Annotated in this window: 21 protein-coding genes and 1 pseudogene; 14 read left to right on the top strand and 8 right to left on the bottom strand. The window is 69.7% G+C overall.

All coding sequences use genetic code 11. The annotated features are described in order from the left end of the window. The first annotated feature begins 56 nt into the window (after positions 1 to 56). Positions 57 to 632: an HdeD family acid-resistance protein gene (locus HUN08_RS16735; protein WP_124248077.1), complete on the top strand. Its 576-nt coding sequence runs from the start codon at positions 57 to 59 to the stop codon at positions 630 to 632. Positions 633 to 667: 35 nt separating this feature from the next. Here the strand turns inward: HUN08_RS16735 and HUN08_RS16730 are convergent, their stop codons facing one another. After that, on the bottom strand, positions 668 to 1,210 hold the full coding sequence (locus HUN08_RS16730) for a hypothetical protein (RefSeq protein ID WP_124248099.1): 543 nt from the start codon (positions 1,208 to 1,210) through the stop codon (positions 668 to 670). A 77-nt stretch (positions 1,211 to 1,287) separates the two neighbouring features. On the opposite strand from HUN08_RS16730, the gene HUN08_RS16725 reads away from it, so the two are divergent. Beyond that, positions 1,288 to 2,160 carry a cation diffusion facilitator family transporter gene (locus tag HUN08_RS16725; RefSeq protein ID WP_124248098.1) on the top strand — a complete coding sequence of 291 codons (873 nt, stop codon included), beginning with the start codon at positions 1,288 to 1,290 and terminating at the stop codon, positions 2,158 to 2,160. Positions 2,161 to 2,275: 115 nt separating this feature from the next. Here HUN08_RS16725 and HUN08_RS16720 read toward each other — a convergent pair whose 3' ends face one another. Beyond that, the gene (locus HUN08_RS16720) at positions 2,276 to 2,992 is read right to left on the bottom strand and encodes a Clp protease N-terminal domain-containing protein (protein WP_124248076.1); all 717 of its coding nucleotides are present in this window, start codon (positions 2,990 to 2,992) and stop codon (positions 2,276 to 2,278) included. A 239-nt stretch (positions 2,993 to 3,231) separates the two neighbouring features. Between HUN08_RS16720 and HUN08_RS16715 the strand changes: the two genes are divergently transcribed. From HUN08_RS16715 to HUN08_RS16695, 5 genes are all read left to right on the top strand, one after another. Continuing rightward, entirely contained in the window at positions 3,232 to 4,218 is a 987-nt protein-coding gene (locus HUN08_RS16715; protein WP_124248075.1) for an ABC transporter permease, read from the top strand. Between the two features lie 8 nt (positions 4,219 to 4,226). After that, the gene (locus HUN08_RS16710) at positions 4,227 to 5,102 is read left to right on the top strand and encodes an ABC transporter permease (RefSeq protein ID WP_301547011.1); all 876 of its coding nucleotides are present in this window, start codon (positions 4,227 to 4,229) and stop codon (positions 5,100 to 5,102) included. After that, entirely contained in the window at positions 5,099 to 6,874 is a 1,776-nt protein-coding gene (locus HUN08_RS16705; protein ID WP_124248073.1) for an ABC transporter ATP-binding protein, read from the top strand. The genes HUN08_RS16710 and HUN08_RS16705 overlap by 4 nt, the downstream gene beginning before the upstream one ends. After that, positions 6,871 to 8,544 (top strand): ABC transporter family substrate-binding protein, encoded by a 1,674-nt coding sequence (locus HUN08_RS16700; protein ID WP_124248072.1) that lies wholly within the window; start codon positions 6,871 to 6,873, stop codon positions 8,542 to 8,544. The genes HUN08_RS16705 and HUN08_RS16700 overlap by 4 nt, the downstream gene beginning before the upstream one ends. 100 nt (positions 8,545 to 8,644) lie before the next feature. After that, positions 8,645 to 11,242 (top strand): LuxR family transcriptional regulator, encoded by a 2,598-nt coding sequence (locus HUN08_RS16695; RefSeq protein ID WP_124248071.1) that lies wholly within the window; start codon positions 8,645 to 8,647, stop codon positions 11,240 to 11,242. Here the strand turns inward: HUN08_RS16695 and HUN08_RS16690 are convergent. Both HUN08_RS16690 and HUN08_RS16685 read right to left on the bottom strand, forming a co-directional pair. After that, on the bottom strand, positions 11,223 to 12,479 hold the full coding sequence (locus HUN08_RS16690; RefSeq protein ID WP_124248070.1) for a S9 family peptidase: 1,257 nt from the start codon (positions 12,477 to 12,479) through the stop codon (positions 11,223 to 11,225). The two genes, HUN08_RS16695 and HUN08_RS16690, sit on opposite strands and share 20 nt — an antisense overlap. Positions 12,480 to 12,499: 20 nt before the next feature. Beyond that, positions 12,500 to 13,649, bottom strand: a pseudogene (locus HUN08_RS16685) (GTP-binding protein). A 178-nt stretch (positions 13,650 to 13,827) separates the two neighbouring features. On the opposite strand from HUN08_RS16685, the gene HUN08_RS16680 reads away from it, so the two are divergent. Beyond that, on the top strand, positions 13,828 to 14,778 hold the full coding sequence (locus tag HUN08_RS16680; protein WP_124248069.1) for a permease: 951 nt from the start codon (positions 13,828 to 13,830) through the stop codon (positions 14,776 to 14,778). Between the two features lies 1 nt (position 14,779). Next, the gene (locus HUN08_RS16675; protein WP_124248068.1) at positions 14,780 to 15,493 is read left to right on the top strand and encodes a TIGR03943 family protein; all 714 of its coding nucleotides are present in this window, start codon (positions 14,780 to 14,782) and stop codon (positions 15,491 to 15,493) included. Here the strand turns inward: HUN08_RS16675 and HUN08_RS16670 are convergent. Next, positions 15,481 to 16,095 (bottom strand): TetR/AcrR family transcriptional regulator, encoded by a 615-nt coding sequence (locus HUN08_RS16670; protein ID WP_124248067.1) that lies wholly within the window; start codon positions 16,093 to 16,095, stop codon positions 15,481 to 15,483. The genes HUN08_RS16675 and HUN08_RS16670 overlap by 13 nt on opposite strands. Before the next feature lie 60 nt (positions 16,096 to 16,155). On the opposite strand from HUN08_RS16670, the gene HUN08_RS16665 reads away from it, so the two are divergent. Continuing rightward, a complete protein-coding gene (locus tag HUN08_RS16665) occupies positions 16,156 to 17,475 on the top strand; it encodes an oxygenase MpaB family protein (protein WP_124248066.1) in 1,320 nt (439 codons plus the stop codon). On the opposite strand, the gene HUN08_RS16660 is transcribed toward HUN08_RS16665, so the two are convergent. The 3 genes from HUN08_RS16660 to HUN08_RS16650 are packed head-to-tail and all read right to left on the bottom strand — an operon-like array spanning position 17,454 to position 20,510. Then, positions 17,454 to 18,611 (bottom strand): SRPBCC family protein, encoded by a 1,158-nt coding sequence (locus tag HUN08_RS16660; RefSeq protein WP_124248065.1) that lies wholly within the window; start codon positions 18,609 to 18,611, stop codon positions 17,454 to 17,456. The genes HUN08_RS16665 and HUN08_RS16660 overlap by 22 nt on opposite strands. Further along, on the bottom strand, positions 18,608 to 19,849 hold the full coding sequence (locus tag HUN08_RS16655; RefSeq protein WP_124248064.1) for an oxygenase MpaB family protein: 1,242 nt from the start codon (positions 19,847 to 19,849) through the stop codon (positions 18,608 to 18,610). The genes HUN08_RS16660 and HUN08_RS16655 overlap by 4 nt, the downstream gene beginning before the upstream one ends. A gap of 31 nt (positions 19,850 to 19,880) precedes the next feature. Continuing rightward, on the bottom strand, positions 19,881 to 20,510 hold the full coding sequence (locus tag HUN08_RS16650; RefSeq protein WP_124248063.1) for a TetR/AcrR family transcriptional regulator: 630 nt from the start codon (positions 20,508 to 20,510) through the stop codon (positions 19,881 to 19,883). Between the two features lie 34 nt (positions 20,511 to 20,544). Here HUN08_RS16650 and HUN08_RS16645 point away from each other — a divergent pair, with 34 nt between their 5' ends. The 4 genes from HUN08_RS16645 (at position 20,545) to cysC (ending at position 25,690) form a co-directional block, all read left to right on the top strand. Further along, the gene (locus HUN08_RS16645; protein ID WP_124248062.1) at positions 20,545 to 21,963 is read left to right on the top strand and encodes a sulfatase; all 1,419 of its coding nucleotides are present in this window, start codon (positions 20,545 to 20,547) and stop codon (positions 21,961 to 21,963) included. 111 nt (positions 21,964 to 22,074) lie between these two features. Beyond that, positions 22,075 to 22,866 carry a Stf0 family sulfotransferase gene (locus HUN08_RS16640; RefSeq protein WP_124248061.1) on the top strand — a complete coding sequence of 264 codons (792 nt, stop codon included), beginning with the start codon at positions 22,075 to 22,077 and terminating at the stop codon, positions 22,864 to 22,866. Continuing rightward, complete coding sequence (gene cysD, locus HUN08_RS16635; protein WP_124248060.1) at positions 22,863 to 23,801, top strand: sulfate adenylyltransferase subunit CysD; 939 nt, start codon at positions 22,863 to 22,865, stop codon at positions 23,799 to 23,801. Before HUN08_RS16640 ends, cysD begins: the two co-directional genes overlap by 4 nt. Continuing rightward, positions 23,801 to 25,690, top strand: a complete 1,890-nt coding sequence (cysC, locus tag HUN08_RS16630) for an adenylyl-sulfate kinase (RefSeq protein WP_174900951.1) — start codon at positions 23,801 to 23,803, stop codon at positions 25,688 to 25,690. The genes cysD and cysC overlap by 1 nt, the downstream gene beginning before the upstream one ends. Positions 25,691 to 25,694: the final 4 nt, after the last annotated feature.

Below are 25,694 nucleotides of genomic sequence, written 5' to 3'. Positions count from 1 at the left end.
GCGGAGTAAACGGAGTTCGCCCAGACAACGGCGCGTTCTTGGGTTAATCTCAGGCCATGACAATTGCTGATATCGAACGCCAGATCCCGGAAACTGCTGTCGGTGCAGTCCGGGGGACCATTGTTTTCTCTGCGATCGTCGGCATCGCCGTCGGCATCGCGTGCCTGGTGTGGCCGAGTGCGACCATCAACGTGCTCGGAATCCTGCTCGGAATCGCCCTGCTCGCGGCAGGTCTCTTCCGTCTCTACCAGGCGTTCGCCGCGACCTTCCTCTCCGGCGGCATGCGCTTCGCGCTGGGCCTGATCGGTCTGATGATCCTGTGGGCCGGCATCGTCGTCCTGTGGCACCCGCACATGGATGCCTGGGATGAGAACTACCGCGCATGGTTCCTCGCCGTGTTCATCGGCATCGGCTGGATCTTCCAGGGCATCGGCGACCTGTTCGGCGCCACCACCGGGTCGCGTCACACCTCGGTGTGGCTGGCCATCTTCTCGGGCGTCGTCGCCATCGCCGCCGGCATCATCATGATCGTCTGGCCGGCGCTGGCTCTCTCCACCTTCGTGTGGGTCGCGGGCATCCTGCTGATCATCGTGAGCGTCGTCTCGCTGCTCACGCTGCCGAAGAAGGTCTAATCCGGCGGTGCCGCTCGTCGGCGCCCCACGAACAACTACGAGGCCGACGCCAATCCGTCCACTGTCAGCGACGGGTTGGCGTCGGTCTTTTCGTCGCTCAACTCGCGCACCGTCGAGATCAGGTCGGGGCCGTGGCGCAGCGATGAGGTCAAAGCGGCGACGTCGACGTCGCGCAGGTGGGCGGCGGGGGCGCCGAGGAGTCGCCGGGCCGTGATCGGGTCGGAGTCCCACAGGGCGTCGGCCGTCTGCAAATAGATCGCCACCGCTCCCGGGTAGTCGCTCAGATTCAGTAACGACCACGCCCAGCGCTTGGCGACGTCGACCGTGTCGGTCTCGGCGCGACCGTGGGTGCGGACGTACTTCCCGTGCAGTTCCGTGCACAGCCCGGCGCATTCCAGCCAACGGCTCAGCTCGTAGGAGCAGCGCACGCATCCGTGCAGGTTCAGCAGGTACCGCGGGGAGTACGGCCCCTCGCGGCGGGCGCGGATCTCGGCCAACACCGAGTACTCCGCGAGGGCGGAGGTGAAATCGCCGTCGGCATACAGGGCCGTTGCCTCGGCCTCCATCTCGTCGAGCATGTCTCCAGTGTGGCCCATGCCGATGTGATCTGGGTCATATGCGCCACAATGGTTGGGTGAGTCGGAACCGTCTGCAGATGTTCGCATGGCTGTCGATCGTCACGGCTCTCGCAACCATTGCCCTCAAGGTGGGCGCGTGGTGGCTCACCGGGTCGGTCGGGCTCCTGTCGGATGCCGCCGAATCGGTCGTCAACCTGGTGGCCGCCGTCGTGGCCCTCTTCGCGCTACGTGTCGCGGCCCGTCCGGCCGACGACGACCACAACTTCGGTCACGCCAAGGCGGAGTACTTCTCCGCCGGTGTCGAAGGGGCGATGATCTTCGTCGCCGCGGTGGTCATCATCTATGCGGCGGTCGAGCGGATCATCCATCCCCGCGACCTGGAATCGCTCGGGCTGGGTGTCGGGATCTCGGTGCTCGCCTCCGTGTTGAACGGCGTGGTCGCCGTCGTGCTGTTGCGCGCGGGCCGCCGGTACCGGTCGATCACCCTGACCGCCGACGGCAGGCATTTGATGACCGACGTCGTCACCACCGCCGGCGTCGTCGCGGGCATCATCCTCGTCGGCATCACCCATTGGTATTGGCTCGACCCGATCATCGCCATCGCCGTCGCGATCAACATCCTGTTCGTCGGATACCGGCTGATCAAGGAGTCCACCTCCGGGCTGATGGACATCGCGATGCCCGACGAGGAGGTCGGGTCGATCGGACGAGTGCTCGACGGCTTCCGTTCGCCGGAGGTCGAGTTCCACGACGTGCGCACCCGCGTCGGCGGACATCTCCGTTTCCTCCAGTTGCACATGCTGGTGCCGGGGGAGTGGTCGGTGCAGCGCGGCCACGACCTGGTGGAGGACGTCGAGGAACGCCTGCGCGAGGCGGTCGACGACCTGATCATCACCGTGCATCTCGAGCCGATCGAAGACCCCCGCTCGTACGAGTCCTGGCGTCGCTGACCCGCCGACTGGGCACCCCAACCCCGTCGACTGGGCACCCCAACCCCGTCGAGTGGGCACCCAAACCTCGTCGACTGGGCACCTCAATCCCGTCGACTGGGCACCTGACGCGCGACTACTGATTCGAGATCGACTTCAGAAGCTCGGTTATCGCGCTGTCGATCTTGTCGTGGTCGGCTCCGTGCGCGATCAGCGTCGAAGCCGCCTGTTCGTCGTCGAAAAGGGCGAGCAGGAGGTGCTCGGTGCCGACGTAGTTGTGGCCGTTCTCGAGTGCGATGGCGAGGGTCTTCTCGAGGACCGTCTTGGATTCGTCGGAGTAGGGGATCATCGTGCGCGCGTCGGCCGACAGTGTGGTCTCGACCGGGCTGGGGTCGCCGAGGGTCGTGCGCAGTCCGTCGACGTCGGCCCCCGTCTGTCGGAGGGCGACGACGGCGAGCGATTGATCGTCGGGGAGCAGGTGTCGGGCCAGGAGCGACGGGGTGATGCTCTCGGCCTGCGCGCGCACCGCGTCGTCGTGGGCGTGCACGAGCACGTTGCGGGCGCGCGGGGTGAAACGTGCGAACGGATCGCCGTCGGTGGGCTTCGGGGTGAACCTTTTCTGCGCGGCCTGCTTCGTCACGCCCATGCTCGCTCCGATCGCGCTCCACGGCTGTCCGGCACGTCTGGCCTGATCGACGAAGTGGCCGATCAACGAGTCGCCGACGTCGCCGAGGTGCTCGGAAACGGTCATCGCCGTCGAAAGCTGGGTCAGCGGATCGTCGGACGCGGTACGCACCGCGCTGATGAGGTCGTCGAGTCGGACGTTGGACAAGGACGCTGGATTTTCGCTCATGCGTCAACTCTAGGTTGACGGCAAAGAATCGTCAACTGGCGGTTGACGACGGTGCCCAGTCGGCAGGCTTGAGGTGCCCAGTCGACGAGGTTGGGGTGCCCAGTCGGCGGACTCGAGGCGCCCAGTCGGCGGGGTTGGGGTGCCCAGGTCTCGATACAACCGCTCCTTCGTCGCGGTCACTCGACCCGGCGCTCAGCGGGGTTGGGGTGCCCAGTCGGCGGTCGGGCTAGGCTGGGTCGGTGATCGGGTTCATCGCGCGCCGCATCGCCACGTGGGCCGTGCTGGTGTTCGTCGCGGTCAACCTCACGTACTTCGTCGCCACCGCCTTCCTGGACCCGCGGTCGAACTATGCGGCGCGCAAGCCGCCGCTGCCGCCCGAGGTCGTCGACGCCCAACTGAGCAGCTACAACCTCAACGACAAGACGCCGCTGCTGGACCGCTGGTGGACCTGGCTGACCGGGATCCTCTGCCACTGGAACTGGGGGTCGAGTCCGTCCGGCGTCAGCGTCAACGGCGAGATCGCCTATCGCGCAGGGGTTTCCGCGCAGCTCGTCTTCGGCGCGACAGTGCTTTCGACGGTGATCGGCGTCGGCCTCGGCGTGTACACCGCCATGCGCCAATACCAAGCGGCCGACCGCTTCTTCCAAGCCGTCTCGGTGTTCCTGATCAACATCCCCGTCGCGGTCATCGGACTCGCCGTCGTGCTCATCGGCATCACCGTGAACCAGAAGACCGGTCACTCGGTGGTGCTGGTCTCCGGCGCGCGCAGCATCGACGTCACCGGATTCTGGTCGACCCTGCTCGACCGCGCCAAACATCTCGTCCTCCCGACGATCACGCTCGTCGTCGCGCAGTACGCCGGGCTGCACTTCCTGCAGCGCTCACTCCTGCTCGACACCATCGACGCCGACTATGTGCGGACCGCGCGCGCCAAGGGTTTGACCCGCGGGCAGGCCGTGCGCAAGCACGCGCTGCGCACCGCGATCATCCCGGTCGCCGTCGGCGTCGCCTTCGCCATCCCGGCGATCTTCACCGGCGCGGTGATCACCGAGACGATCTTCGGCTGGGAGGGGATGGGCCGCTACTTCGTCACGTCGATCGGCAACAACGATATCCACGGCGCCGTCGCGGTGGCCGCGTTCGGGGCCCTGGCGACCGCGATCGGCGCGATCCTCGCCGACGTCGCCGTCGTGCTGCTCGACCCGCGAGTCAGGAGTCAGCGTTGAGATCATTGATGTGGCAGCGGTTCATCCGCCGACGCTCCGCCGTCGTCGGGCTGATCCTGTTCGGGCTGCTGGTCGCCTTCGCGGTGCTCGGCGGCGTGGCGACCCGCTATTCCTACACCGACACCGACTTCCTCGCGATCGGCTTCCCGCCCGGCCGCGGCCACTGGTTCGGCACCAATGACGCGGGCAACGACCTCTACGCCCAGGTGGTGCATGGTCTGCAGCGCTCGCTGATCATCGCGCTCGCCGTCGCCTTCGGCACGACGTTGATCGCGGCGGTCGCCGGATCACTCGCCGCCTTCTTTGGGGGCTGGGTGGAGAAGGTGACGCTCGGCGTCGTCTACCTGTTGCTCGTCGTGCCCAGCTTCCTCATCCTGGCGATGACGGCGAACAAGACCGGCGGCGACTGGCGCTGGATCATCGTGGCGCTCATCGTCTTCGGCTGGATGATGCTCGCCCGCGTCGTGCACTCGATGGCCGTCTCCTTGCGGGAACGCGAATTCGTCGTCGCCGCGCGGTACATGGGTGAGCGGCCGTGGCGGATCATCGCCCGCCACATCATCCCGAACCTGTCATCGCTGCTGGTCATCAATTTCGCGCTCGCCGTCGTCGGCACGGTGCTCACCGAGACCGGGCTCTCCTTCCTCGGGTTGGGCGTGAAGATCCCCGACGTCTCGCTCGGCTCGCTGTTGCAGTCGGGCGTCGGGACGATCGTCGCGTCGCCGTGGCTGTTCTACTTCCCGGCCGGCGTGCTGACCCTGCTGACCGTGTCGATGACACTGATGGCCGACGGTCTGCGCGACGCCCTGGACCCCAATGCCGCCAACCCGACCGTCACCGAACCGGTCGAGGTCGGCGGCGCCGAGGCGGGAGGCGGACGATGAGCGAACCGTTGTTGCGGGTCGACGATCTGCGCGTCGCCTTCGGCTCCGAGACCGGTCGCGTCGACGCGGTGCGCGGCCTGGGCTACACCGTCGAGCGCGGCCGCACGTTGGCGATCGTCGGGGAATCGGGATCGGGGAAGTCGGCGTCGGCGCTGGCCGTGATGGGACTGCTGCCCGACGCGGCGCGGGTCACCGGATCGGTGAAACTGAACGGCCGCGAACTGATCGGCCTCGACGACGACGAGCTCTCCGACATCCGCGGCAACGAGATCGCGATGATCTTCCAGGACCCGCTCTCGTCGTTGACGCCGGTGTTCACCGTCGGGGCGCAGATCGTCGAGGCCTTGCAGGTCCACCGCTCGATGAGCGCTGCCGCCGCGCGCGCCCGCGCCGTCGAACTGCTCGACGCGGTCGGGATTCCAGATCCGGCGACCCGCGCACAGTCCTACCCGCACCAGCTCTCCGGCGGGCAGCGCCAGCGCGTCATGATCGCGATGGCGATCGCCAACGAACCCGACCTGATCATCGCCGACGAGCCGACCACCGCCCTCGACGTCACCGTCGCCGGGCAGGTGCTCGCCCTGCTCAGCACGCTGCAGCGCGAGACCGACGCCGGACTGGTCCTCATCACGCACGATTTCGGTGTCGTCGCGCGCGTCGCCGACGACGTCATCGTCATGCACGACGGGCAGGCGGTCGAGCAGGCCCCGGTCCTCGAGGTCTTCGACGCGCCCTGCGACCCGTACACCGTGCGACTCCTCGACGCCGTGCCGCGCATCGACGGACCGGTGCGTGAGTCTCGATACACCGACTCGGGGTCTCGATACACCGACTCGGCTAGCGCCTCGTCGGCACTCGACCACCGTGCTTCGTCGGCACTCGACCGTCCTGCTTCGTCGGCACTCGACCACCCAGCTTCGTCGGCACTCGACCACCGTGGCTCGGCGCACCCGGTGCTGTCGGTCCAGAACCTGACCAAGACCTTCGCCGTCACGTCGCGGTTCCTGCGTCGACGGACCGGCGAGGTGCAGGCCGTCAAGGACGTGTCCTTCGACGTCGCGGCGGGCGAGACACTGGCAATCGTCGGCGAATCCGGCAGCGGCAAGTCGACGACGCTGCACGAGATCATGAGCTTTTCCCAACTGCCCGGCGTCGTGCGGCTCGCGAACGCCGACGGGGACCTCGTCGATCCGTCGGCGCTGCGCGGGCGGGCCGCACGCGCGCTGCGCCAGCAGATCTCGATGGTGTTCCAGGACCCGGCCGGCGCGCTCGACCCGCGGTTGACCGCGCGCGACGTCGTGGCAGAGCCGGTGCGCGTCGCCGGCCAATCGCGCGACGAGGCCTACGCGCGCGTCGCGGAACTGATGACGCAGGTCGGCCTCGACCCCGGCGACGGTCAGCGCTTCCCCCGGGCCTTCTCCGGCGGGCAGCGCCAGCGGCTTGCGATCGCACGGGCGCTGGCCACGTCGCCGGCGGTCATCGCGCTCGACGAGCCGCTCTCCGCCCTCGACGTCTCCATCCAGGCCGACGTCTTGGCGCTGCTCGTCGACATCCAGGAGAAGACGGGGGTCGCCTACGTGATCGTCGCCCACGACCTCGCCGTCGTCCGTGCCGTCGCCCATCGCGTCGCGGTGATGAAATCCGGGGAGATCGTCGAAATCGGTTCCACCGCAGACATTTTCGACCATCCGCAGCATCCGTACACGCGCGAGTTGATCGCGGCGGTGCCGCCGCTGGATCCGCGTCGGGCCCGAATCGGGGCGCCGGCATGAGGGCCCCGACGGCGCCGCGGCGTCTCCTGCGCACCGTCGTCGCGCTGGCCGTCGTCGTCGCGACGGCCGGTGCGTGCGGTGTCGACCTCTCGGCGGGTAGCAATTTCGAACCGGGCCAGGCACAGATCAATCCGCAGCCGCGCGAGAAGCTGCGCCAGGGCGGCACCCTGACGACGGCCACCACCGAGGTGACCCCGCAGTGGAATGCCTTCCAGGCCGACAGCACGATCTACACGCTCTCGATGTGGCGCTGGTACAACCCGAATCTGGCCTACTTCTCGCCCGACGGGCGCTACTCCTTCAACCGCGACTACCTGACCGATGTGCGCAAGCAGGTCGTCGACGGGCAGACCGTCGTCACCTACACGATCAACCCGCGGGCGACCTACAACGACGGAACACCCATCGACTGGCGGGCATTCGAGAACACGTGGCGGCTCAACAGCGGTGTCGATCCGCACATCGCCGCCAACAGCACCGACGGCTACGACCAGATCCAGTCGGTAACGCGCGGGGTCGACGACAAGCAGGCCGTGGTGCGGTTCCGCGGGATCTGGGCCTGGCCGGACGGGCTCTTCAACACCCTGCAGCATCCCAAGATCGTCACCGCCGACGACTTCAACCGCTCCTACCTGCAGAACCCCCACCCGGAATTGGGCGCCGGGCCGTACACCATCGATTCCTACGACCGGAACGCCGGGATCGTCGTGTTCAAGCGCAACCCCAAGTGGTGGGGCAAGCCGGGCAAGCTCGATCGGCGGATCTTCCGGCAGATGGAGCCGCAGGCGTCGATCAACGCCTTCCGCAACGGCGAACTCGACGCGACCGGGGTCGGTAGCAAGGACTTCCGGGCCCAGGTGGTCACGATGTCGGGGATCGATGTCCGGGTGTCGGCGACCCCGGCGAACTCGCTGCTCGTGCTCAACCTGGCCACCCCCGCGCTGCGCGACGTCCGGGTGCGCGAGGCGGTGTTCCGCGGCCTCGACCGTGCGACGTTGGCACGCATCCGCTTCACCGGGCTCGGGTACACGGAGGATCTGCCCGGATCGCTGCTGATCTATCCCTTCCAACCCGGGTACCGCGACAACCTCGGCGAGACCGGTCGATACGACCAGGAGCGCGCACGGACCCTCCTCGACGAGGCGGGCTGGCGGGCCGACTCGTCGGGAGTGCGACGCCGCGACGGACAGCAGTTGACGCTGTCCCTGCCGATCCTCGGCGACGACGCGACGACGACGAATCTGGCGCGCGCCATGCAGGCCATGCTCCGTCAGATCGGGGTGACGGTGACGATCGGCGTCCGACCCACCTCCGATTTCTCCAAAGTGATCGTCGGCAGGGAATTCGACCTGTTCATGATGGGATTCAGCGCGACGGATCCCTTCGGCATGGCCTACCTGTGCCAGATGTGGTGCGCGAATTCGCAACTGAACCGGTCCGGCGCCGGCACGCCGGAGATCGACGCACAGATCCGCCGCGTGCAGCAGGTCGCCGATCCGATGGAGCAGATCCGGGCCGGGAACGACGTGGAGGAGCAGGCCTTCCGGCAGTACTCCAACCTGCCGCTGTTCAACGGGCCGACGATGGTCGCGGTCAAGCACGGGTTGGCCAACTACGGCGCCGGGATGTTCTACGTCGGACCGGTCGAAGACATCGGCTGGGAGAAGTAGCGACAGTCCCCCTGAGCAGCCGCTCCGCGCATCTGGGACATATGTCCGGAAAGTCCTCGTTAGGGCGTCGGGAGGGATGTCGCGGACCTATCATTTTTCCATGCATGCGGACTGGCCGATCGTCGAGCGCACCGGCGAATTCGAGGTGATTCGCGACGCGTTGCAGGGCGAATCGGGCGGCTGCGGAGTGATCCTGACCGGAGAGTCCGGCGTCGGCAAGACGACACTGGCCCGCTTGGTCACGGCCGAACTCGGCGGCGCGCGCTGGGTCGCGGGCACCGAGTCGGCGCGCGGTATCCCGCTCGGCGTCTTCGCCCACCTCGTCGGCCCGTCGGCCAGTAGCGACCCGGTCGCCTATCTGTCCGCGGCGCGGCAGTCGCTGCTCGCCGAGGGCAGCACGATCATCGGCGTCGACGACGCCCATCTGCTCGACGAGCTCTCGGCGACGCTGCTGCACCAACTCGCGATCGACCGCGCGGTACACATCGTCGCGACCGTCCGCAGCGGGGAGGCGGTCCCCGACGCGGTGACATCGCTGTGGAAGGACCGGCATCTGCTGCGGCTCACCGTCGACCCGTTCAGCAAACAACAGAGCGTCGAGCTGGTGGAGTCGGTGTTGGGCGGGCGCCTCGAGGGGCTGTCCGCCGATCTCATGTGGGATGCGTCGGGCGGCAACGCCCTGTTCCTGCGCCACCTCGTCGACGGAGCGCTGGAGGCCGGCACGCTGCGCGAGTCGAACGGCGTCTGGCAGCTGCGCGGGCGTACCGCGATCACCTCCGAGCTGGCGTCGCTGCTGGAGGGGAGGATCGACCGTCTCGACACCGACGTGCTCACCGTCCTGCAGTACCTCAGTCTCTGCGAGCCGGCCGCGCTGGACGTTCTGGTCGAATTGGTCGGCGAATCGGCGGTGGAACGCGCCGAGGTGCTGGAACTGGTCCGGATCGTGCGGGAAGGGGCGGTGCTGCGGGTGCACTTCACCCACCCGCTGTTCGGCGAGGTGATCCGCCGCAAGATGGGCTCCCTTACGGCCCGTCGGCTGCGCGGCAAGCTCGTCTCGGTGCTACAGGCGCAGAACTCCGGGACGGCGGCTGACCGAATCCTCATCGCCGATCTCGGCCTCGACAGCGACGTCACGATCCCCAGCGGCGATCTCGCCGTCGCGGCGAACGAGGCGCTCACCCTGGCGAATATCCCGATGGCACAGCGGTTCGCCCAGGCCGCCGTCGACGCGGGCGGCGGATTGGCGGCGACCGAGCCGCTGGCGCGCGCGTTGATGTGGCAGGGCCGGGCCGACGAGGCGGAGAAGGCACTCGCCGGTTTCGATCCGGACCGGTTCGACGAGGTCGAACTGGTCCGCTGGGGATTGCTGCGCATCGGCAACCTGTTCTGGGCGGTCGGCGACGCCGAGAGTGCCCAGGCGGTGTTGGACTTGGTCGCCGAACGCGTCAAAGAGCCCGCGCTGGCCCTCATCGTCACCGGCGTCTCGTCGGCGATCGCACTGTTCACCAACCGTCTCGACGAGGCGATAGCGCTGTCCGACGAGGTGATGGGCTCCCCGCTCGCGTCGCCGTGGGCGGTGGAATGGGCGGTATTCGGCGGGAGCTTGTCGCGCGCCCTGTCCGGACGCGGCGACGAGGTCGCCGCACTCGCGGAGAAGGCCCGCGAAGCGGAACGGGTCACCGACGGACTGCTGCGCTTCCCCGCGGGTTTCGGCGAGATCCTGGCGCTGGTGTTGCCCGGACATCTCGACGACGCGGAGAAGGCCGCGCAGAACTACCTCGACTTCTCCTCGGCCGGGCACTACCTGGGGTGGGCGCTGTCCGGCATCCACGCGGCGGAGGTCACCGTGATGCGCGGCGACCTGCAGAGCGCCGTCACCCGACTCGAGCAGACACTGGCCGCCCTCGGCGAGGAGGGTGCGGCGGCGTCGTGGAGCTATCCGGCCTTCATTCTGCAGGTCATGGCGCTGTCCGGATTGGGGCTGAGCGACGCCGCCGAGGGAGCGCTCGCCGTTGCGCGCGACCGATTCGACGGCCACGTCGCCGTGTTCGGGCCGAGCTTGGACGTCGCGGTCGCGTGGCAGGCCGCCGGGGCCGGCATGTTCAACCGGGCCGCCGAACTCGCCGTGGCGGCGGCCGGCAATGCCGCGGACAGCGGCCAATTCGCCATCGAGGGGGAGGCCTGGCATCTGGCCGCGCGGTTCGGCAACCCGGTGGGTGCCGACCGCCTCGCCGAACTCACCGAGGTGCTCGACGGTCCGCTGATCGACGCCTACGCGAAGCATGCCCGCGCGTTGGCCGACTCAGACGCCGCCGGCCTCGACGCCTCCTCCGACGAGCTGTACCGGCTCGGTTTCACCCTGGCCGCGGCCGACGCCTCGGCCCAGGCGAGCATCCGTCACGCCGAGGCGGGTGCCCGGTCCGCCTCGGTCGCCGCCGCCTCGTTGGCCAACCGGCTGGCCGCGCAGTGCGGTGGCGCGCGCACCCCCGCCTTGGTGGAGGCCGCGCAACCGTTGCCGCTCACCGCGCGCGAGCGGGAGATCGCGAACCTCGTCGCGGCCGGGCTCTCGAACAAGGAGATCGCCGAGCGCCTCTTCGTCTCCGTGCGCACCGTCGAAGGCCACGTCTACCGGGCGTGCACCAAACTCGACGTGGCCGACCGCGCCGAGATCGCCGCGCTCATCCGCGGCGGGCACTGAGCCGTTCGTCGAGCCAATCGAACATGACCTCATCGGTCAGGGCCCGCGCCATCGGCTGGCAATGCCAGCTTGCCCCGTCGGCCGCGGTGAAGCGTGCGACGGTGGCGACACCCGGCGGGCACATCGTTGCCAGGGCGTCGGATTGGCCGGGCCAGAACTGCTCGTCGTCGGGATCGGTGATGAGCAGCGGCGTGCTGATCCGCGCGGCCGTGGCGTCGTCGACGGCGTACTGCCCGACGGTTTGGAGCGTGTCGTAGTAGCCCGCCTCGGGGTCGGCGGGGAGGTACGGTCGCGCGCGGAAGTCCCAGAGTCGACGGGTCTGCGGCGACATCCGCAACCCGGCGCCCAACTCCGCGTCGAACGCCTTGCTTTTCCCGTCCGCGAACAGTTCCCGCAGATGTTTCGGCAGATTCCGCAGCCACGAGGCGCGGACGTCGACGACGCCCGGGTCGGCGATCGCCGCAACGTAGCGATGCTCGAAGGCGAGCGATCGCGGCACCCAATACCCGGCCTGGCTGATGCCGTAGAGCGCGAGCCGATCGGCGTCGACGCCGGGCAGCGTCAGCACGTGATCGGTGACCGGGGTGAGGACCTTCTCCCAGTCCGGCCGGAACCCGACACCTCGTTCGAACAGCATCGACTGCTGGCCCGGCCCGTCGAAGAGCACCACCCCGTATCCGCGCGCGAGTGCGCCGTGCGCGGCGGCCGACCACAACGCGGACACGGAACCGTCGCTGCCGTTGACCACGACGAGGGTCGGGCCGGTCTCGGGGCCCGTCTGCGGGCGCAGATGCCAGCCGGGCAGCGTCGCCTGTTCGTAGGGGATCTGGAGTCGGCGGGCCGTGAACGGGCCGTGGTCGACGAATCCCTCCCAGGCCGCGCGGTGTTCGGAGAAGATCGGGAGCCGATCGCCCTCGTCGGCCAGCCCGTCGAGTCCGTCGAATGCCTGCGAGAGATAGTTCGCCGCGCGCAGGTAGGCCGATCCGGCGCTGATCCGGTGCCCCGCGGCGGCGCTGGCGTCGGCCTGGGCGACGAGGCGGCGGCCCAGGGCCAGCCACGCGTCCGACCACTGCCGGTCGTGGTCGTCGCGGCACCCGGCGATCGTCGCGAGGACCTCGCCGGCGTCGGCTCCACCCGACGAGCAGTAGCCCAGCAGGAGCCGCACGGCGAAGTCGCGTCCTTCGTCGGCGTAGAACCCGTCGGTGAAGACGGTATGACTGGGGTGGCGGCGCTTCATCCACCGACCGTAGCCCGGTGTCAGGCGTGCGCGTGCGGCATCGCCCAACGGGGCAGCGGGTCGGGGAAGTCGACCCAGGCGCGCGGCCCCGCGGCCAACTCCTCGTCGGTGAGCAGGGCCGCCGAGAGCAGCCGCTGCGGTGCGGTCTTGTCCAGGTGCACGCCGATGAACACGAGTTCCTGGCCCGGCTTCTCGTCGGTGCCGGTCCACGGCCCGGCACCCTCGATGAAGAGGTTCGGGCCCGCCTGCGACCAGATCGCGGCCATCTCGCAGCGGCTGGCGATCCAGCAGAACCCCTTGCTGCGCACGATGCCGTGCAGGGCCTCGATGGCCTGGGCGAGACGTGCCGGGTGGAACGGGCGGTCGGAGCGGAAGACGACGCTGCCGATGCCGTATTCCTCGGTCTCCGGGGTGTGCCCGCCGGCCATCTCCTCGGCCCATCCGGACAGTTGGCGGGCGGCGTTGACGTCGTAGAGACCGGTGCCCAGCAGCTTCTCGACGTCGACATTGCCCTTGACCACGCGGATCAATTCCGCGTGCGGGTTGAGCCGACGGATGGCCGCCTCGGTGGCGCCGGCGGCTGTCTCGCTGGCCAGGTCCGTCTTGGTGAGCAGGATGGACGTCGGCGAACTCGACCTGGTCGACGAGGAGATCGGAGATGCTGCGCGAATCGCCGGCGGCGGCTTGCAGGTCGCGCTCGGCGAGTTGTTCACCGCGCGACAGTTCGGGCAGGAAGGTCGACGCGTCGACGACGGTGACCATGGTGTCGAGTCGGGTCACCGAGGAGAGCGAGAAGCCGTCCTCGAACTCCCAGTCGAAGGTCGCGGCGACCGGCATCGGCTCGGAGATCCCGGTGGACTCGATGACGATGTAGTCGAAGCGCCCCTCCCGGGCCAGCTTCACGACGGACTCGATCAGGTCCTCCCGCAGGGTGCAACAGATGCATCCGTTGGTGAGCTCGACGAGCTTCTCCTCGGTCCGGTCGAGATGGGCCTCGCCTTCGGCCACGAGTTTGGCGTCGATGTTCACCTCGCTCATGTCGTTGACGATCACCGCGACGCGCAGGCCGCCGCGGTTGGCGAGGAGGTGGTTGAGGACGGTCGTCTTGCCCGCGCCGAGGAAGCCGGACAGGACGGTGACGGGAATGCGCTTGGTATCGGGGGCTGTCATTGCTTAATGATAACCATTATCAATAAGGATGTGCGAGCCGACCCCCTCTTGGTGACCTACGATCACGAGGGAAGAGGGGTGCGAGGCGTTGTCGAGGAATACACCTGAGCGGGTCGACGCGGGCGGCCGGCATCGTCGGCATGCCTCGCCGCAGCCGCGCCCCGGCACGCGCGGCCCGGTGATCCTCGTGCTCCTCCTCGCCGTGGCCCTGCTCGTCGCACTGCCCTTCAACGCCCGTCTCAACGCCGATCAGAAGGTGGCGACTGCCGGCACGGTATTCGCCGGCGTCTTTTTGCAGGCGGTCCCCTTCCTCGTGCTGGGCACGCTGGTCAGCGGCGCGATAGCGACCTGGGTGACCCCGTCGATGGTGGCGCGCGTGCTGCCCCGCAACACCGCCGCGGCGATCGGGGTCGGCGGCGTCGCGGGTGCCCTGCTGCCCGGCTGCGAATGCGCGTCGGTCCCGATCTCGGCGCGGATGATGGATCGCGGGGTACCCCAGGCCGCCGCCTTGGCCTTCCTGCTCTCGGCACCCGCCATCAACCCCGTCGTGCTGATCTCCACCGCGGTCGCCTTCCCCGGTGAGCCGCGGATGGTGCTGGCCCGCTTCACCGCCTCGCTGCTGACCGCGCTGGTGATGGGCGGTCTGTGGGCACGATTCGGCGACCCGTCGATCATCGTCCGCCGGGCGATCGCCCACGACGAGGTACACGGCTCCCCGCGCGGTTGGTCCGGCTTCGCCGAGGCGATGCGCCACGACTTCCTGGAGTCGGCCGGCTATCTCGCGATGGGCGCACTCGCCGTCGCCCTGATGCACGTGTTGGTCCCGGCGTGGATGTTCGAGCGACTCTCCGGGCAGATCCTCCTGGGGATCCTGCTGATGGCGGCGCTGGCCGTGATCCTCGCCGTGTGCTCGGAGGCCGACGCCTTCGTCGCCGCCAGCCTCTCGATGCTGCCGCTGGTGCCGCGGCTGGTGTTCCTGGTCGTCGGGCCCGTCGTCGACCTCAAACTCATCGCCATGCAGACCGGTGCCTTCGGTGCCCGGTTCGCCACCCGCTTCTCCACCGCGACGCTCGCGGTGGCCGTCGTCGTCGCCACGGCGACCGGCGCGCTGATCCTGGGGTGGCGCTGACATGGGGCGGGAAGCGCAGAACCTCGTCCTGCTGTTCCTCGGCCTGACGGTCGGCAAGACGGCGCTCGACGGGACCTTCGAGCGCTACGTCAAACCCGGGCTGCAGCCCTATCTCGTCGTCTCCGCGGTCGTGCTCGTCGCGCTGGCGCTCGTCGCGATGGCGCGCGACATCCGGACCGGCGGTGCGACGGCTGAGGACGGTGCCGGGCACGACCACCGGCCGTCGCGGGTGCTGTGGCTGTTGACGGTGCCGATCCTCGTCGTCTTCTTCCTTGCCCCGCCCGCCCTGCTGCCGTCGAGCAGCGGGCCGAGTTCCAACATCGCGGCAGCGGAGTCGGTGCGGTTCCCGCCGCTGCCTGCGGGAGCCGCGCCGCAACTGTCGGTCTACGAGGTCGCCCAACGGGCCACCCAGCCCGACGGCGGCGGGCTGAGCGGGCGCACGATCACCGTCGACGGCTATGCGAGTCCGCACGACGGGCACACGGAGATCGCGCAGGTGGTGATCATCTGCTGTGCCGCCGACGCGCGCACCTACCGCATGGCGGTGGCCGGTCCGGCCGCCGCGCAATTGGCCGCAGCGCCGCCGCGGACGTGGTGGCGGGTGGTCGGCACCGTCGTCGACGGGAGTGCGACGCCGGCCACCGGGAACGTGCCGCGGCTCCAGGCGGAGCGGGCCACGCAGGAGGCGGCGCCGGCGAACACCTACGGGTACTGAGTCAGCGTGCCGAGCCGATCGAACCATTGCTGGGCCATGCGCTGCAGCTGGTCGCGCACGCGTTGTGCCGGGTAGGTCTGCGGATCGCGCAGGTGTAGCTGCAACAGTTCGCGACCGGCGGCCTGGATCATCTGCGCGGTCAGTTCCGGATCGTCGGGCGCGGGGTCGAGGGCGACGAGGCGCTCCACCAGATAGTCGGTCACCGACTGCTGGGATGCGGCCAGCCGCGCGTACAGCTCGACGGGGGCGCCCTGCGGCGGGAAGAGAAACAGCCGCCACGTCGCCGGGTGGGCCTCGACGGCCCGCAGCACCCCGTCGAAGGTCGCGGTCAGCCGGGTCGCGCCGGAGGGACGGGGGGCCGCGACCGCCTCGTCGAAATGGCTGGCGGCCCGGCTCTGCTCGCGTGCGATCAGGGCGTCGAGCAGCCCGGCCCGGTCGCCGAACTGCTGGTAGACCAGCGACCGGTCGACGCCCGCGTCGGCGGCGATGCGGCCCACCGTCGCGGCGGCGAAACCCTCCCCGTCGACGATCGCGTGCGCGACGTCGAGCAGTTGTTCGCGCCGCTCGTCGGCACTGAGTCGTCGGCGGGGCTCACGGGTCATGGTTGACAGCTTAACTCACGCTCTGTGAGTATTACTCACAAAACGTGAGTAGGAGTCGCCATGACGCTGTACTACCCGGAGCTGCGCGCCCGCGTGCGCCACCAGCGCGAATCGCTGCCCGCCGTCTACGGCGACATCGACTTCGACGAGCTGCCGTACCGGTTCGCCACCGAACCCGATGCGAGTACCGCCCTGCCGAACGGCGTCGGCGACCGCGAGGAAATCCTCGCCGACGAGAAACTCGTCGAGCTGATCGGCACCGCGACGATGCTCGGCGACGTCGACGCCGATCCCTACGCCGCGCTGACCGCCAGCCGCAGCGTCACGGAGCTGATCGCGATGCTCCGCCGCGCCTGCCGAAACGGGATCGGCGCCGTGCCCGACGCGCCGCCCGAGCTGCGCCGGTTCATCGCGGCGATGGAGGCGACGCCGGATTGGATCGACATGGACCTGGTGGAGAAGGGTGCCGCGCGGGCGCGCATGAGCGCCGCGCTGATCGCGCCCTTCGTGACGCGCGGCGCGTTCATCGCCACCTTCACCAACTCCTACGCCGCCCTGCCGATGGTCATCACCGGGGCACTCTCGGGCCGTCGTGCCGCGCACCGGGTCAACGAGACGTCGGCCTTCTTCGCCGTCACGACGCTGCCGGGCGCGATGCGCCGCGACGGCAAGGGCTTCGAGGCCGCCGCGATGGTGCGGCTGATGCACTCGATGGTCCGGGTCAACGCCATGACGAAGACCGGTGACTGGGACAGCCACGTCTACGGCGTGCCGATCCCGCAGGTCGACCAGATGCCCGCCGGGATGATCAACCTGTACCTGATCTCGCGCGCCGCACTGCGGTCCGGGCGCACCGAGTTCGGCACCGGCGAGCGCGCCCTCGTCGAGTTCGCCCGCTACCGCTGTTTCCTGCTGGGCCTGCCCGTCGAACTCGTTCCCAGTACCCCGCGCGAGATCGTCACGATGTTCCACGCGCGCGGCGCCCTGCTCAGGGCGGGATTCGACGACCGGTGCCGCGCGCTGGTCTCCTCGACGATGGCCGCCTATCTGCGGGCCGACGACTCCCGGTTCGACCGGGCGGCCGATGCCGTCGAGCGCAGTTACAGCAAGGTCGCGTTCGTGCAGGCCTTCTGCGAGGGGAACCGGCGGGCCGGGGAGCGGATGGGCGTATCGCTGGGGGTGGCCGACTATCTGCGCGTCGCGGTCACGGCGCCGTTCATCGGCGGGCGGGTCGTCGCGATCACTGCCGCTGGCCGGCGGAATAGGCTCGCCCCGATGGTCGACCGCTATCTGACCGGGCTGGTCCGCAAGCGGCTCGCGTCATACGGCGACCCGGATTTCCGCACCGACGCGGCGGACTACGCGCATGCCGATTCCTGACGCACCAGCTCCACGGCCGCGGCGAAACTCTTCACCCGGTGGCGGCCGACGTCGTAGCCGTTTTTCGCGAGCATCGCGTCGCGCAACTGCGGGTTGATCTTCGACGCGAGGCCGGTCCACCACGGCTTGTGGGAGCGCGGCAGATCGGCGAGCAGTCGGTCGGAGGCGGCGGTGAACACCGGTGCCAGGCGCAGGTAGTCGGGTCGGAACTCGCGCAGGTCGCGGTCGGCGTAGCGCGCGCGGTGGGTTTCGGCGAGCGCGCGCGGCAGGTCGGCGTCGATATGCGCGGAGACCCCGTAGAGCAGCCCCTTCATCACCGGAACGTGCGGGTGCTCGGGATCGGTCGACTCCGCCGTCGACCACGCCTTGGCCCACGCGTCCTCGACGGCTCCGCCGGTGCGGTAGGCGGTGAGGTTGAACTCGTAGTAGTCGTGGAAGGTCGGGATCAGCGACAGCACCCAATCCGGGTGCGCCAGGCCCAGGGTCGCGGGGTTGCGGGCAGCCGCGATCATCTCCTCGGTGACGTATTGGTAGACCCGGGCGAACCACTGCTTTGGGTCGTCGGTCCCGGCCAAGTGGTCGGCGATCGACCGCTGGGTGGCCAACGACTCGTCGGCATCCTCGAACAGCGCGGCCATGTCCGGCGGCGTCATCGACCCGACCTGGGGCGTCGCTGGCGCGGACTCGTCGAGCGGCACCTGTTCGACCAGTCCGGCCAGCTGATCCAGCGATTCGCCGACTTGCCCGCGGATGATTCGGCTCAGCAGGTGAGCGGCCCCGGGCAGCGCCAGCCGCATCGAGACTTCCCAGCGCAGCTCGGTCCGCCGCCCGGGCAGCGGCGCAAAAGTCTGCACGCCCCGATGGTCCAGGAGCAGGGGTCCGCCGTCGTACACCCGATAGCGGAACTCGTGCGGCGGCTCGGCGTATTCGACGACCTCCCGCAGCTTGCGCTTCCCGTCGGGGAGGGTGACGACGCGCAGCGCACCGGCGGTGTCGGGTTTCTCGCCGGGGCCCGGGTCGGCGAGATCGACGCGGGCGGTGGACCACCGTCGCATCAGCTCGGGATCGGTGACCCAGCGCCACGCCGTCTCCGGCGGGCAGTTCAGGATGCGGGTGAGGTTGAACTGGGCGGTCATGCGACGGGGTCCATCCGGTTCTCGTCGGCGGCGCGATAGCGGGCACCGACGATCTTCGGGTCGGTGAGGTCGATGCCCAACTGCCAGGTCACCAGGCGCAACTCCCGCCGTGCGACGGCGCGTTCCGAACCGAGCAGGCCCATGGCGCGCGCGATCTCGCGGGAGCGGACCACCGGTCGCGCGAGGTCGACGACGTGGTGCAGCGGAGTCGGGCGCAGGCCCATCGCGGCGGCGATGTCGTCGTCGACCCACCGGGTGGACACGGCGGCGAACAGGGTGCGCAGGAAGGGCCGCGACACCGCGTGTACGGCGCCGTTGAGCGGGCCGGGTAGGCCCAGGTCGGTGCGGAAGCCGTCGTCGAGCAGCGCGCGGACGAGAGTTTTGGCGTCGTCGTGGGGTTGCAGCGCGAACTCCTGGGAGATCCGCCAGATGCGCAGCGCGTCGTCGTAGTTGGTGGGCAGCAGCTTGTCGTCGACGCCGGTCACCCAGCCGATCCACCGCCACAGGTGGGTGATGGCCTCCAGGTCGGCGCGCGAGTAGTGGATGCCGAAGTCTTTGGCGATTCGCAGCGGCAGGGCCAGGAAGCCGGCGGTGATGGTGAGCTGTGAATACGTCTGGTTGATCGGCACGCCCCAGACCTCGTCGGCCCATTCGCCGCTGGCGTGCAGATGGTGGCGGACCATCGCGTGGACCAGCCGGATGCGCAGCGTCTCCACCCAACCGCCGGCGCCGACCTCCATCAGGCCGGGCGCCGAGGCGAGGGTGACCCAGCGGGCCGTGGCCTGCACGCGGTCGAAGGTGCCCTCGGTGAGGCGGCCGGTCGCGGCGAGCGGTCGGGTGAATCCGCGGGCCTGGTAGCCGTAGATGAGCGACTGGTACAGGGTGCTGGACTGCAACGACCCGAACCGCCACCAGGCGTCGCCGCCGGCGCGGGCCAGTGCCGGGTCGAACCACGGCGGCGGCGTGCTGGTCCGCTCGAGGAAGGCGCGGAAGGCGGGAGCCCTCGACAGCAGACCCTGGTCGACGAGGGAGGGGTCGTCGAGTGCGGAGACGATGTCGTTCCAGCGGTGCCCGGCACCGGCGAAGAGTTCGGCGATCACCTTGTCGGCCAACGGATCCCCGACGAGCAGTCCGTCGGCCATGGCGTCGACGTGCTCCGGGTAGCGAGCGCGCACCTCGTCCCAGTTCTGTGCGCCGGTAATGGCGGCGGCGGTCTTGCGAGACACCCGTCGAGTCATAAAGACAGTGTGTCTTTTACATCGGTGGACGTCAAGAATCGACGCGCCCGACCCCCGAGAACCCCGACCACACCAGCAAGAACAAATGGTCGACGACTTCGTCCCTGCTGATCTCGCGCGTGGACGACCACCAGGTGATCGTCGACGAGACGGCGCCGACCAGGGCGTGCGCCCAGGTGCGGGCGGGCGCATCACCGCGACCGCGGCTGGCGAAGCCGGTCGCCAGGATCTCGGTGAGGCTGCGGATGACGAATCCGTCGCGGCCCGGGTCGGTCGGCAGCATCTGCTCGGACAGCGCCTGCGCCAACTGCGGCTCGTCCTCGAACCAGGCCGCCAGCACGTCGATCGCCGCGCGCGTCTGCTCCGCCGGATCGGTCATCCCGCCGGCGATCTGGGTGAGCCGTTCGACGATGATGCGCGCGTGGCGGCCGGCGAGGGCGTCGAGCAGGGCGCCGCGGTCGACGAAGGCGGCGTACACCGCCGAGCGGGTCAGCCCGGCCGCCGCGGCCACCTCGGCGAGCCCGACGTCGGGCCCGGACTCGCGCATCGCGGACTCGGCGGCGTCGAGCAGCTGCTCCCGTCGGACCTGGGGGTCGACGGGAGGACCGGGCGGGCGGCCGCGCCGGCGGGGCTTGGTAGCGCCAGAAGACTTGTCGGCCATCGTCCTGCCACGCTACTCGGTGCATGATGGGGCCATGGCCGACGTCGCGAACGTGATCTTCATCCACTGGCACGATCTCGGGCGGCACCTGCCGTGTTACGGGGCGCGCGGGGTGGTGAGCCCGACGCTGGACCGCCTGGCTGCCGACGGGATCGTGTTCACCGACGCGCACGCGACCGCACCGCTGTGCTCACCGGCGCGCGGATCGATGTTCACCGGCCAATACCCGCACCGCAACGGTCTGATCGGGCTGGCCCACCACGGTTTCGCCTACCACCCCGGCGTGCGCACCCTCCCGTCGTTGCTCGCCGACGCCGGCTACCGCACGGTGCTGTTCGGCATGCAGCACGAGAGCACCGATCCGACGACCCTGGGCTTCGACACCGTCGACGTCTCCGATTCGCGGTGCGACTACGTCACCGATCAGGCGGTGGACTGGTTGACCACAGACGGCGTCACCGACCAGCCCTTCTTCCTCACCGCCGGATTCTTCGAGACCCATCGGCCCTATCCGGCCGACGAATACGACCACGCCGATCCGAACTCGATCGGCGTCCCGGACTTCCTGCCCGACACCGCCGACGTGCGGACCGACCTCGCCGGGCTCCACGGCAGCATCACCAAGGCCGACGCGGCGGTCGGACGCCTCCTGGACGTGGTCGAGCGCGCCGGGCTAGCCGCCAACACCTGGATCGTGTTCGCCACCGACCACGGTCTGGCCTTCCCGCGCGCGAAATCGACGCTGTACTCCGAGGGCACCGGGATCGCGTTGATCATGCGCCCGCCACGGGGACAGTCCGGCGGTCGCCGCTACGGCGGGCTGTTCTCCGGCGTCGACCTCGCGCCGACGGTGCTGGACCTGCTCGGCCGCCCGATCCCCGACGACGTCGACGGGGTGTCGCATGCCGACGCGGTTCGCGGCGGGGGGCCGGCGGATCAGGTCCGCGATGCCGTGTTCACCGAGAAGACCTATCACGACGCCTACGACCCCATCCGGGCCGTGCGCACGAAGGATTTCAGCTACATCGAGAACTACGCCCCGCGCCCGGAGTTGGTGCTGCCCCTCGACATCGCCGATTCGAGTTCGGCTCGATCGCTCGATCCCCAGTCGACGATCGTCCCGCGGGCCCGTCACGAGCTCTACGACCTGCGTTTCGATCCGCTTGAGCGAAACAATCTGGCCGGTGATCCGGCCTATCGCGAGACCGCGGCGCGACTTGCCGGGAAGCTGGCGCAGTGGCGGGTGGAGACCGGCGACGAGCTGCCGGAGGACGCCACCGGGACGGCCGTCGCCGAGGGGTTCATGCGCGCCTGGGCGGCCAGGTCCCGCGACATCGACCCAGGTGAGGAGGCTTTGCCGTCTCGCCGTCCGCAAGGTTCCCGCCGCGAACTCGACGGCGGTGTGACCGTCGCGCGCCGGGCCGTGGTCCCGGGCGGGGATTCCGACACGTAGGCCGGAACCGAATCCCGCCGCGGAACCTGTCGGCGGGGCAAGGGTTGGCTCCGCGGTGCGCGCAATTCCGGGGCGGTTGCCGGGGCCCCGGGCGCCCGTATCGTTCCCGGCGTGAGCACCCCCAAGCCGTATGTCGTGTGCGCGACCCAGCGCAGCGGCTCCACCCTGCTGGTGGAGTCGCTGGCCGCGACCGGTGTCGCGGGGCGGCCGGCCGAGTTCTTCCAATACTTCAGCTCGTCCTCGCTCGCCCCGCAGCCGCGCGAGTGGTTCGCCGGGGTCGACGACGAGTCGATCGTCGGGCGGCTCGCGGTATCGGAGCCGGGGCATGTCGACGAGCGCACCGCCGATCAGTGGCGCGCCGACATCCGCGCCGCCGGTGCCACCGGGAACGGGGTGTGGGGCGGCAAGCTCATGTGGAATCAGACGCCGTTGCTGATCGCGCGGACCCGCGTCGCCGCCGGTGACCTGCGGGCCGCGTTGCGTTGGCTGCTGGGCGCCGACCCGCTATTCGTCCACGTCCACCGCGACGACCTGGTCGCCCAGGCCGTCTCCATGTGGCGCGCGGTGCAGACCCGCGCCTGGCGCGACGGCGACGTCTCCGCCGTCCCCGACGAGGAGACCTTCTACAGCGCCGAGGGCATCGCCCACCTCGCCGGAATCCTCGCCGAACAGCAGCGACGGTGGCAGGACTGGTTCGCGCGCGAGGGGATCGAGCCGGTCGACGTCGCGTTCGCCGACCTCGCCCGCGACCCCACCGGCACGACGGCGCGGGTGCTCACCGCGCTCGGACAGAACCCGGCGCTGGCCCCGCCGCCGCCGCTCAAACCGCAGTCGAATACCCGCTCCAAGGAGTGGGCGCAGCGCTATCGCGCCGACGCGCAGCAGAAGGGATACCCGCGATGACTGCCCCGAGTGCCGCCGTCGACCACGTCCAAGCGCTGCGGATCCTGGAGTCCGAGGCCGTCCACATCATCCGCGAGGTGGTCGCCGAGTTGGAGAACCCGGTGCTGCTGTTCTCCGGCGGCAAGGACTCGATCGTCCTGCTGCATCTGGCGGAGAAGGCGTTCCGCCCGCATCCGCTGCCGTTCCCGATCCTGCACGTCGACACCGGGCACAACTTCAGCGAGGTGATCGCCTTCCGCGACAAGCGGGTCACCCCGACGGCGCAGCGACCCGACGGCATCCGGCTCATCGTCGCGTCGGTGCAGGAATCCATCGACACCGGCCGGGTGGAGGAGACCACCGATCCCTCCGGTTCGCGCAACCGGTTGCAGACGCGCACACTGCTCGACGCGCTGGAGCACTACGGTTTCGACGCGGCCTTCGGCGGCGCCCGCCGCGACGAGGACCGGGCGCGTGCCAAGGAGCGGGTGTTCAGCTTCCGCGACGAGTTCGGCCAATGGGATCCGCGGGCGCAGCGCGCCGAGCCGTGGTCGATCTACAACGGCCGCATCCGCCGCGGCGAGTCGGTGCGCATCTTCCCGCTGTCCAACTGGACCGAACTCGACATCTGGCGCTACATCGAGCTGGAGGACATCGAGTTGCCGCCGATCTACTTCGCGTCCCAGCGCGAGGTGTTCACCCGCGACGGCATCCTGCTCACCGTCTCGCCGTTCACCCATCCGCGCCCCGACGAGGCGGTGGCCACCGAATGGGTGCGCTACCGCACCGTCGGCGACCTGACGATCACCGGCGCCGTCCGGTCGACGGCGACGACGCTGGCCGAGGTCATCGCCGAGGTGGAGGAGGCGACCGTCTCGGAGCGGGGGGAGACCCGCGCCGACGACCGGACGTCGAGCGCCGCGATGGAGGACCGCAAACGAGAGGGCTACTTCTGATGACCGCGACGAGCGCACCGGATCGGCAATTCCTCCGCCTCGCGACGGTCGGCAGTGTGGACGACGGCAAGTCGACCCTGATCGGGCGGATCCTGCACGACACCGGCAGCCTGCCCGACGACCACATCGAGTCGGTCACCGGGCACGACGGCCAGCTCGATCTCGCCGCGCTGTCGGACGGCCTGCGCAGCGAGCGCGAGCAGGGCATCACGATCGACGTGGCCTACCGCTTCTTCTCGACGGACCGCCGCAGTTATGTCCTCGCCGACACCCCGGGCCACGAGCGCTACACGCGCAACACGTTCACCGGAGCGTCGAACGCCCACGTCGCCGTCGTCCTCGTCGACGCCCGGCACGGCGTGCAGCGCCAGACGCGACGGCACGCGCGGATCGCCGCGCTGGTCGGCGTGCCGCACGTGGTGGCGGCGGTGAACAAGATCGACCTCGTCGACTACTCCCAGGAACGATTCGACGAGCTGCGCGCCGATCTCGACGAGCTGGCGTTGCAGGTCGGCATCGGGTCGATCGCCGCCATCCCGGTCGCCGCGAAGGCCGGCGACAACGTCGTGCGGCGCTCGGCCTCGACGCCCTGGTACACCGGTCCCACACTGCTGGAATACCTGGAGGGGATCGAACTCTCCGCGCCGTCGCCGCAGGCGTCGCAACTGCGGTTGCCGGTGCAGTACGCCTCGCGGCCCAATTCGTCGCACGGACGCAGCTACAGCGGGCGGATCGTGGCCGGAACCGTCGCGGTGGGCGACGAGATCGCGGTACTGCCGTCGGGCAGCCGCAGCACCGTCACCGCGCTGGACACGCTCGACGACGGGCGTGCGGTCGGGGTCGCGGGACTGTCGGTGTCGGTGCGACTGGCCGACGAGATCGACGTGGCGCGCGGCGACGTGATCGTGAGCGCGGCGCCGGATGCGCATCTGCCGACCGTCGCACGGGAGTTGGAGGCCACGCTGTGCTGGCTGGCCGACAAGCCGCTGCGCGCCGGCGACCGGGTGGCGCTCAAACACGGCACGACCACGGTGCGCGCGACGATCCAATCGCTGGACCGCAGGCTCGACCCGGACAGCCTCATCGAGCAGGTGGGTCCCGGCGAGCTGCTGCTCAACGACATCGGCACCGTCACGCTGCGCACGGCGTCGGTAGTGCTGGCCGACCGTTACGCGGACAACCGCGACGGCGGCGCCTTCATCCTGATCGACGAGGCGTCCAACGACACGGTGGCCGCCGGCACCGTCAACGCCGCGCGCGAGGTGATCCCCGGGAAGGCCACCCGCAACGACATCAAGTGGCATCCGAGTTCCCTTGGCCGCGACGAGCGGTGGGGCAAGACCGGGCAGCGGGGGGCGACGGTGTGGCTGACCGGACTGCCCGCGTCGGGCAAGTCCACGGTGGCCGTCGTGCTGGAGCGGCTGCTCGTCTCGCGCGGCCGGGTCGCCTATTTGATCGACGGCGACAACATCCGCCACGGCATCTCCGACGACCTCGGTTTCTCGCCGGGGGACCGGGCCGAGAACATCCGCCGCGTCGGGCACCTGGCCCGGTTGTTCGCCGACGCCGGGGTGGTGGCGGTCGCGTCGATGGTGTCGCCGCTGCGATCGGATCGCGCCATCGCCCGGGAGTTGCACGACGCGGCCGATCTCGACTTCATCGAGGTCCACGTGTCGACGCCGGTCACCGAATGCGAGCGCCGCGATCCGAAGGGGCTCTACCGCCGCGCGCGCGAGGGGTCGTTGCGGGGGTTGACCGGCGTCGACGCCCCCTACGAGAAGCCGGCGGATCCGGACCTGCGCTTCGACACCACCGACGCCGACGTCGAGGAGTTGGCCGGTCGCATCGTCGAGCTGCTCGCGCAGCGAGGTGTCATAGCTCCTGCATAGAATC

Origin of the sequence: Gordonia sp. X0973, assembly GCF_013348785.1 — a bacterium.
Taxonomy (GTDB): Bacteria; Actinomycetota; Actinomycetes; order Mycobacteriales; family Mycobacteriaceae; genus Gordonia.
Note: the sequence above shows the minus strand (reverse complement) of the source record. Positions and strands in the feature narration are given on the sequence as shown.

Excerpts from the sequence above, each read along its gene's own strand:
- HUN08_RS16675 (WP_124248068.1), top strand. The coding sequence starts at position 14,780 with ATGGGGCGGGAAGCGCAGAACCTCGTCCTGCTGTTCCTCGGCCTGACG.
- HUN08_RS16655 (WP_124248064.1), bottom strand. The coding sequence starts at position 19,849 with ATGACTCGACGGGTGTCTCGCAAGACCGCCGCCGCCATTACCGGCGCA.
- HUN08_RS16730 (WP_124248099.1), bottom strand. The coding sequence starts at position 1,210 with ATGCTCGACGAGATGGAGGCCGAGGCAACGGCCCTGTATGCCGACGGC.
- HUN08_RS16695 (WP_124248071.1), top strand. The coding sequence starts at position 8,645 with ATGCATGCGGACTGGCCGATCGTCGAGCGCACCGGCGAATTCGAGGTG.
- HUN08_RS16720 (WP_124248076.1), bottom strand. The coding sequence starts at position 2,992 with ATGAGCGAAAATCCAGCGTCCTTGTCCAACGTCCGACTCGACGACCTC.
- HUN08_RS16670 (WP_124248067.1), bottom strand. The coding sequence starts at position 16,095 with ATGACCCGTGAGCCCCGCCGACGACTCAGTGCCGACGAGCGGCGCGAA.
- HUN08_RS16700 (WP_124248072.1), top strand. The coding sequence starts at position 6,871 with ATGAGGGCCCCGACGGCGCCGCGGCGTCTCCTGCGCACCGTCGTCGCG.
- cysD (WP_124248060.1), top strand. The coding sequence starts at position 22,863 with ATGACTGCCCCGAGTGCCGCCGTCGACCACGTCCAAGCGCTGCGGATC.
- HUN08_RS16735 (WP_124248077.1), top strand. The coding sequence starts at position 57 with ATGACAATTGCTGATATCGAACGCCAGATCCCGGAAACTGCTGTCGGT.
- HUN08_RS16705 (WP_124248073.1), top strand. The coding sequence starts at position 5,099 with ATGAGCGAACCGTTGTTGCGGGTCGACGATCTGCGCGTCGCCTTCGGC.
- HUN08_RS16660 (WP_124248065.1), bottom strand. The coding sequence starts at position 18,611 with ATGACCGCCCAGTTCAACCTCACCCGCATCCTGAACTGCCCGCCGGAG.
- HUN08_RS16650 (WP_124248063.1), bottom strand. The coding sequence starts at position 20,510 with ATGGCCGACAAGTCTTCTGGCGCTACCAAGCCCCGCCGGCGCGGCCGC.
- HUN08_RS16710 (WP_301547011.1), top strand. The coding sequence starts at position 4,227 with ATGTGGCAGCGGTTCATCCGCCGACGCTCCGCCGTCGTCGGGCTGATC.
- HUN08_RS16725 (WP_124248098.1), top strand. The coding sequence starts at position 1,288 with ATGTTCGCATGGCTGTCGATCGTCACGGCTCTCGCAACCATTGCCCTC.
- cysC (WP_174900951.1), top strand. The coding sequence starts at position 23,801 with ATGACCGCGACGAGCGCACCGGATCGGCAATTCCTCCGCCTCGCGACG.
- HUN08_RS16665 (WP_124248066.1), top strand. The coding sequence starts at position 16,156 with ATGACGCTGTACTACCCGGAGCTGCGCGCCCGCGTGCGCCACCAGCGC.
- HUN08_RS16645 (WP_124248062.1), top strand. The coding sequence starts at position 20,545 with ATGGCCGACGTCGCGAACGTGATCTTCATCCACTGGCACGATCTCGGG.
- HUN08_RS16690 (WP_124248070.1), bottom strand. The coding sequence starts at position 12,479 with ATGAAGCGCCGCCACCCCAGTCATACCGTCTTCACCGACGGGTTCTAC.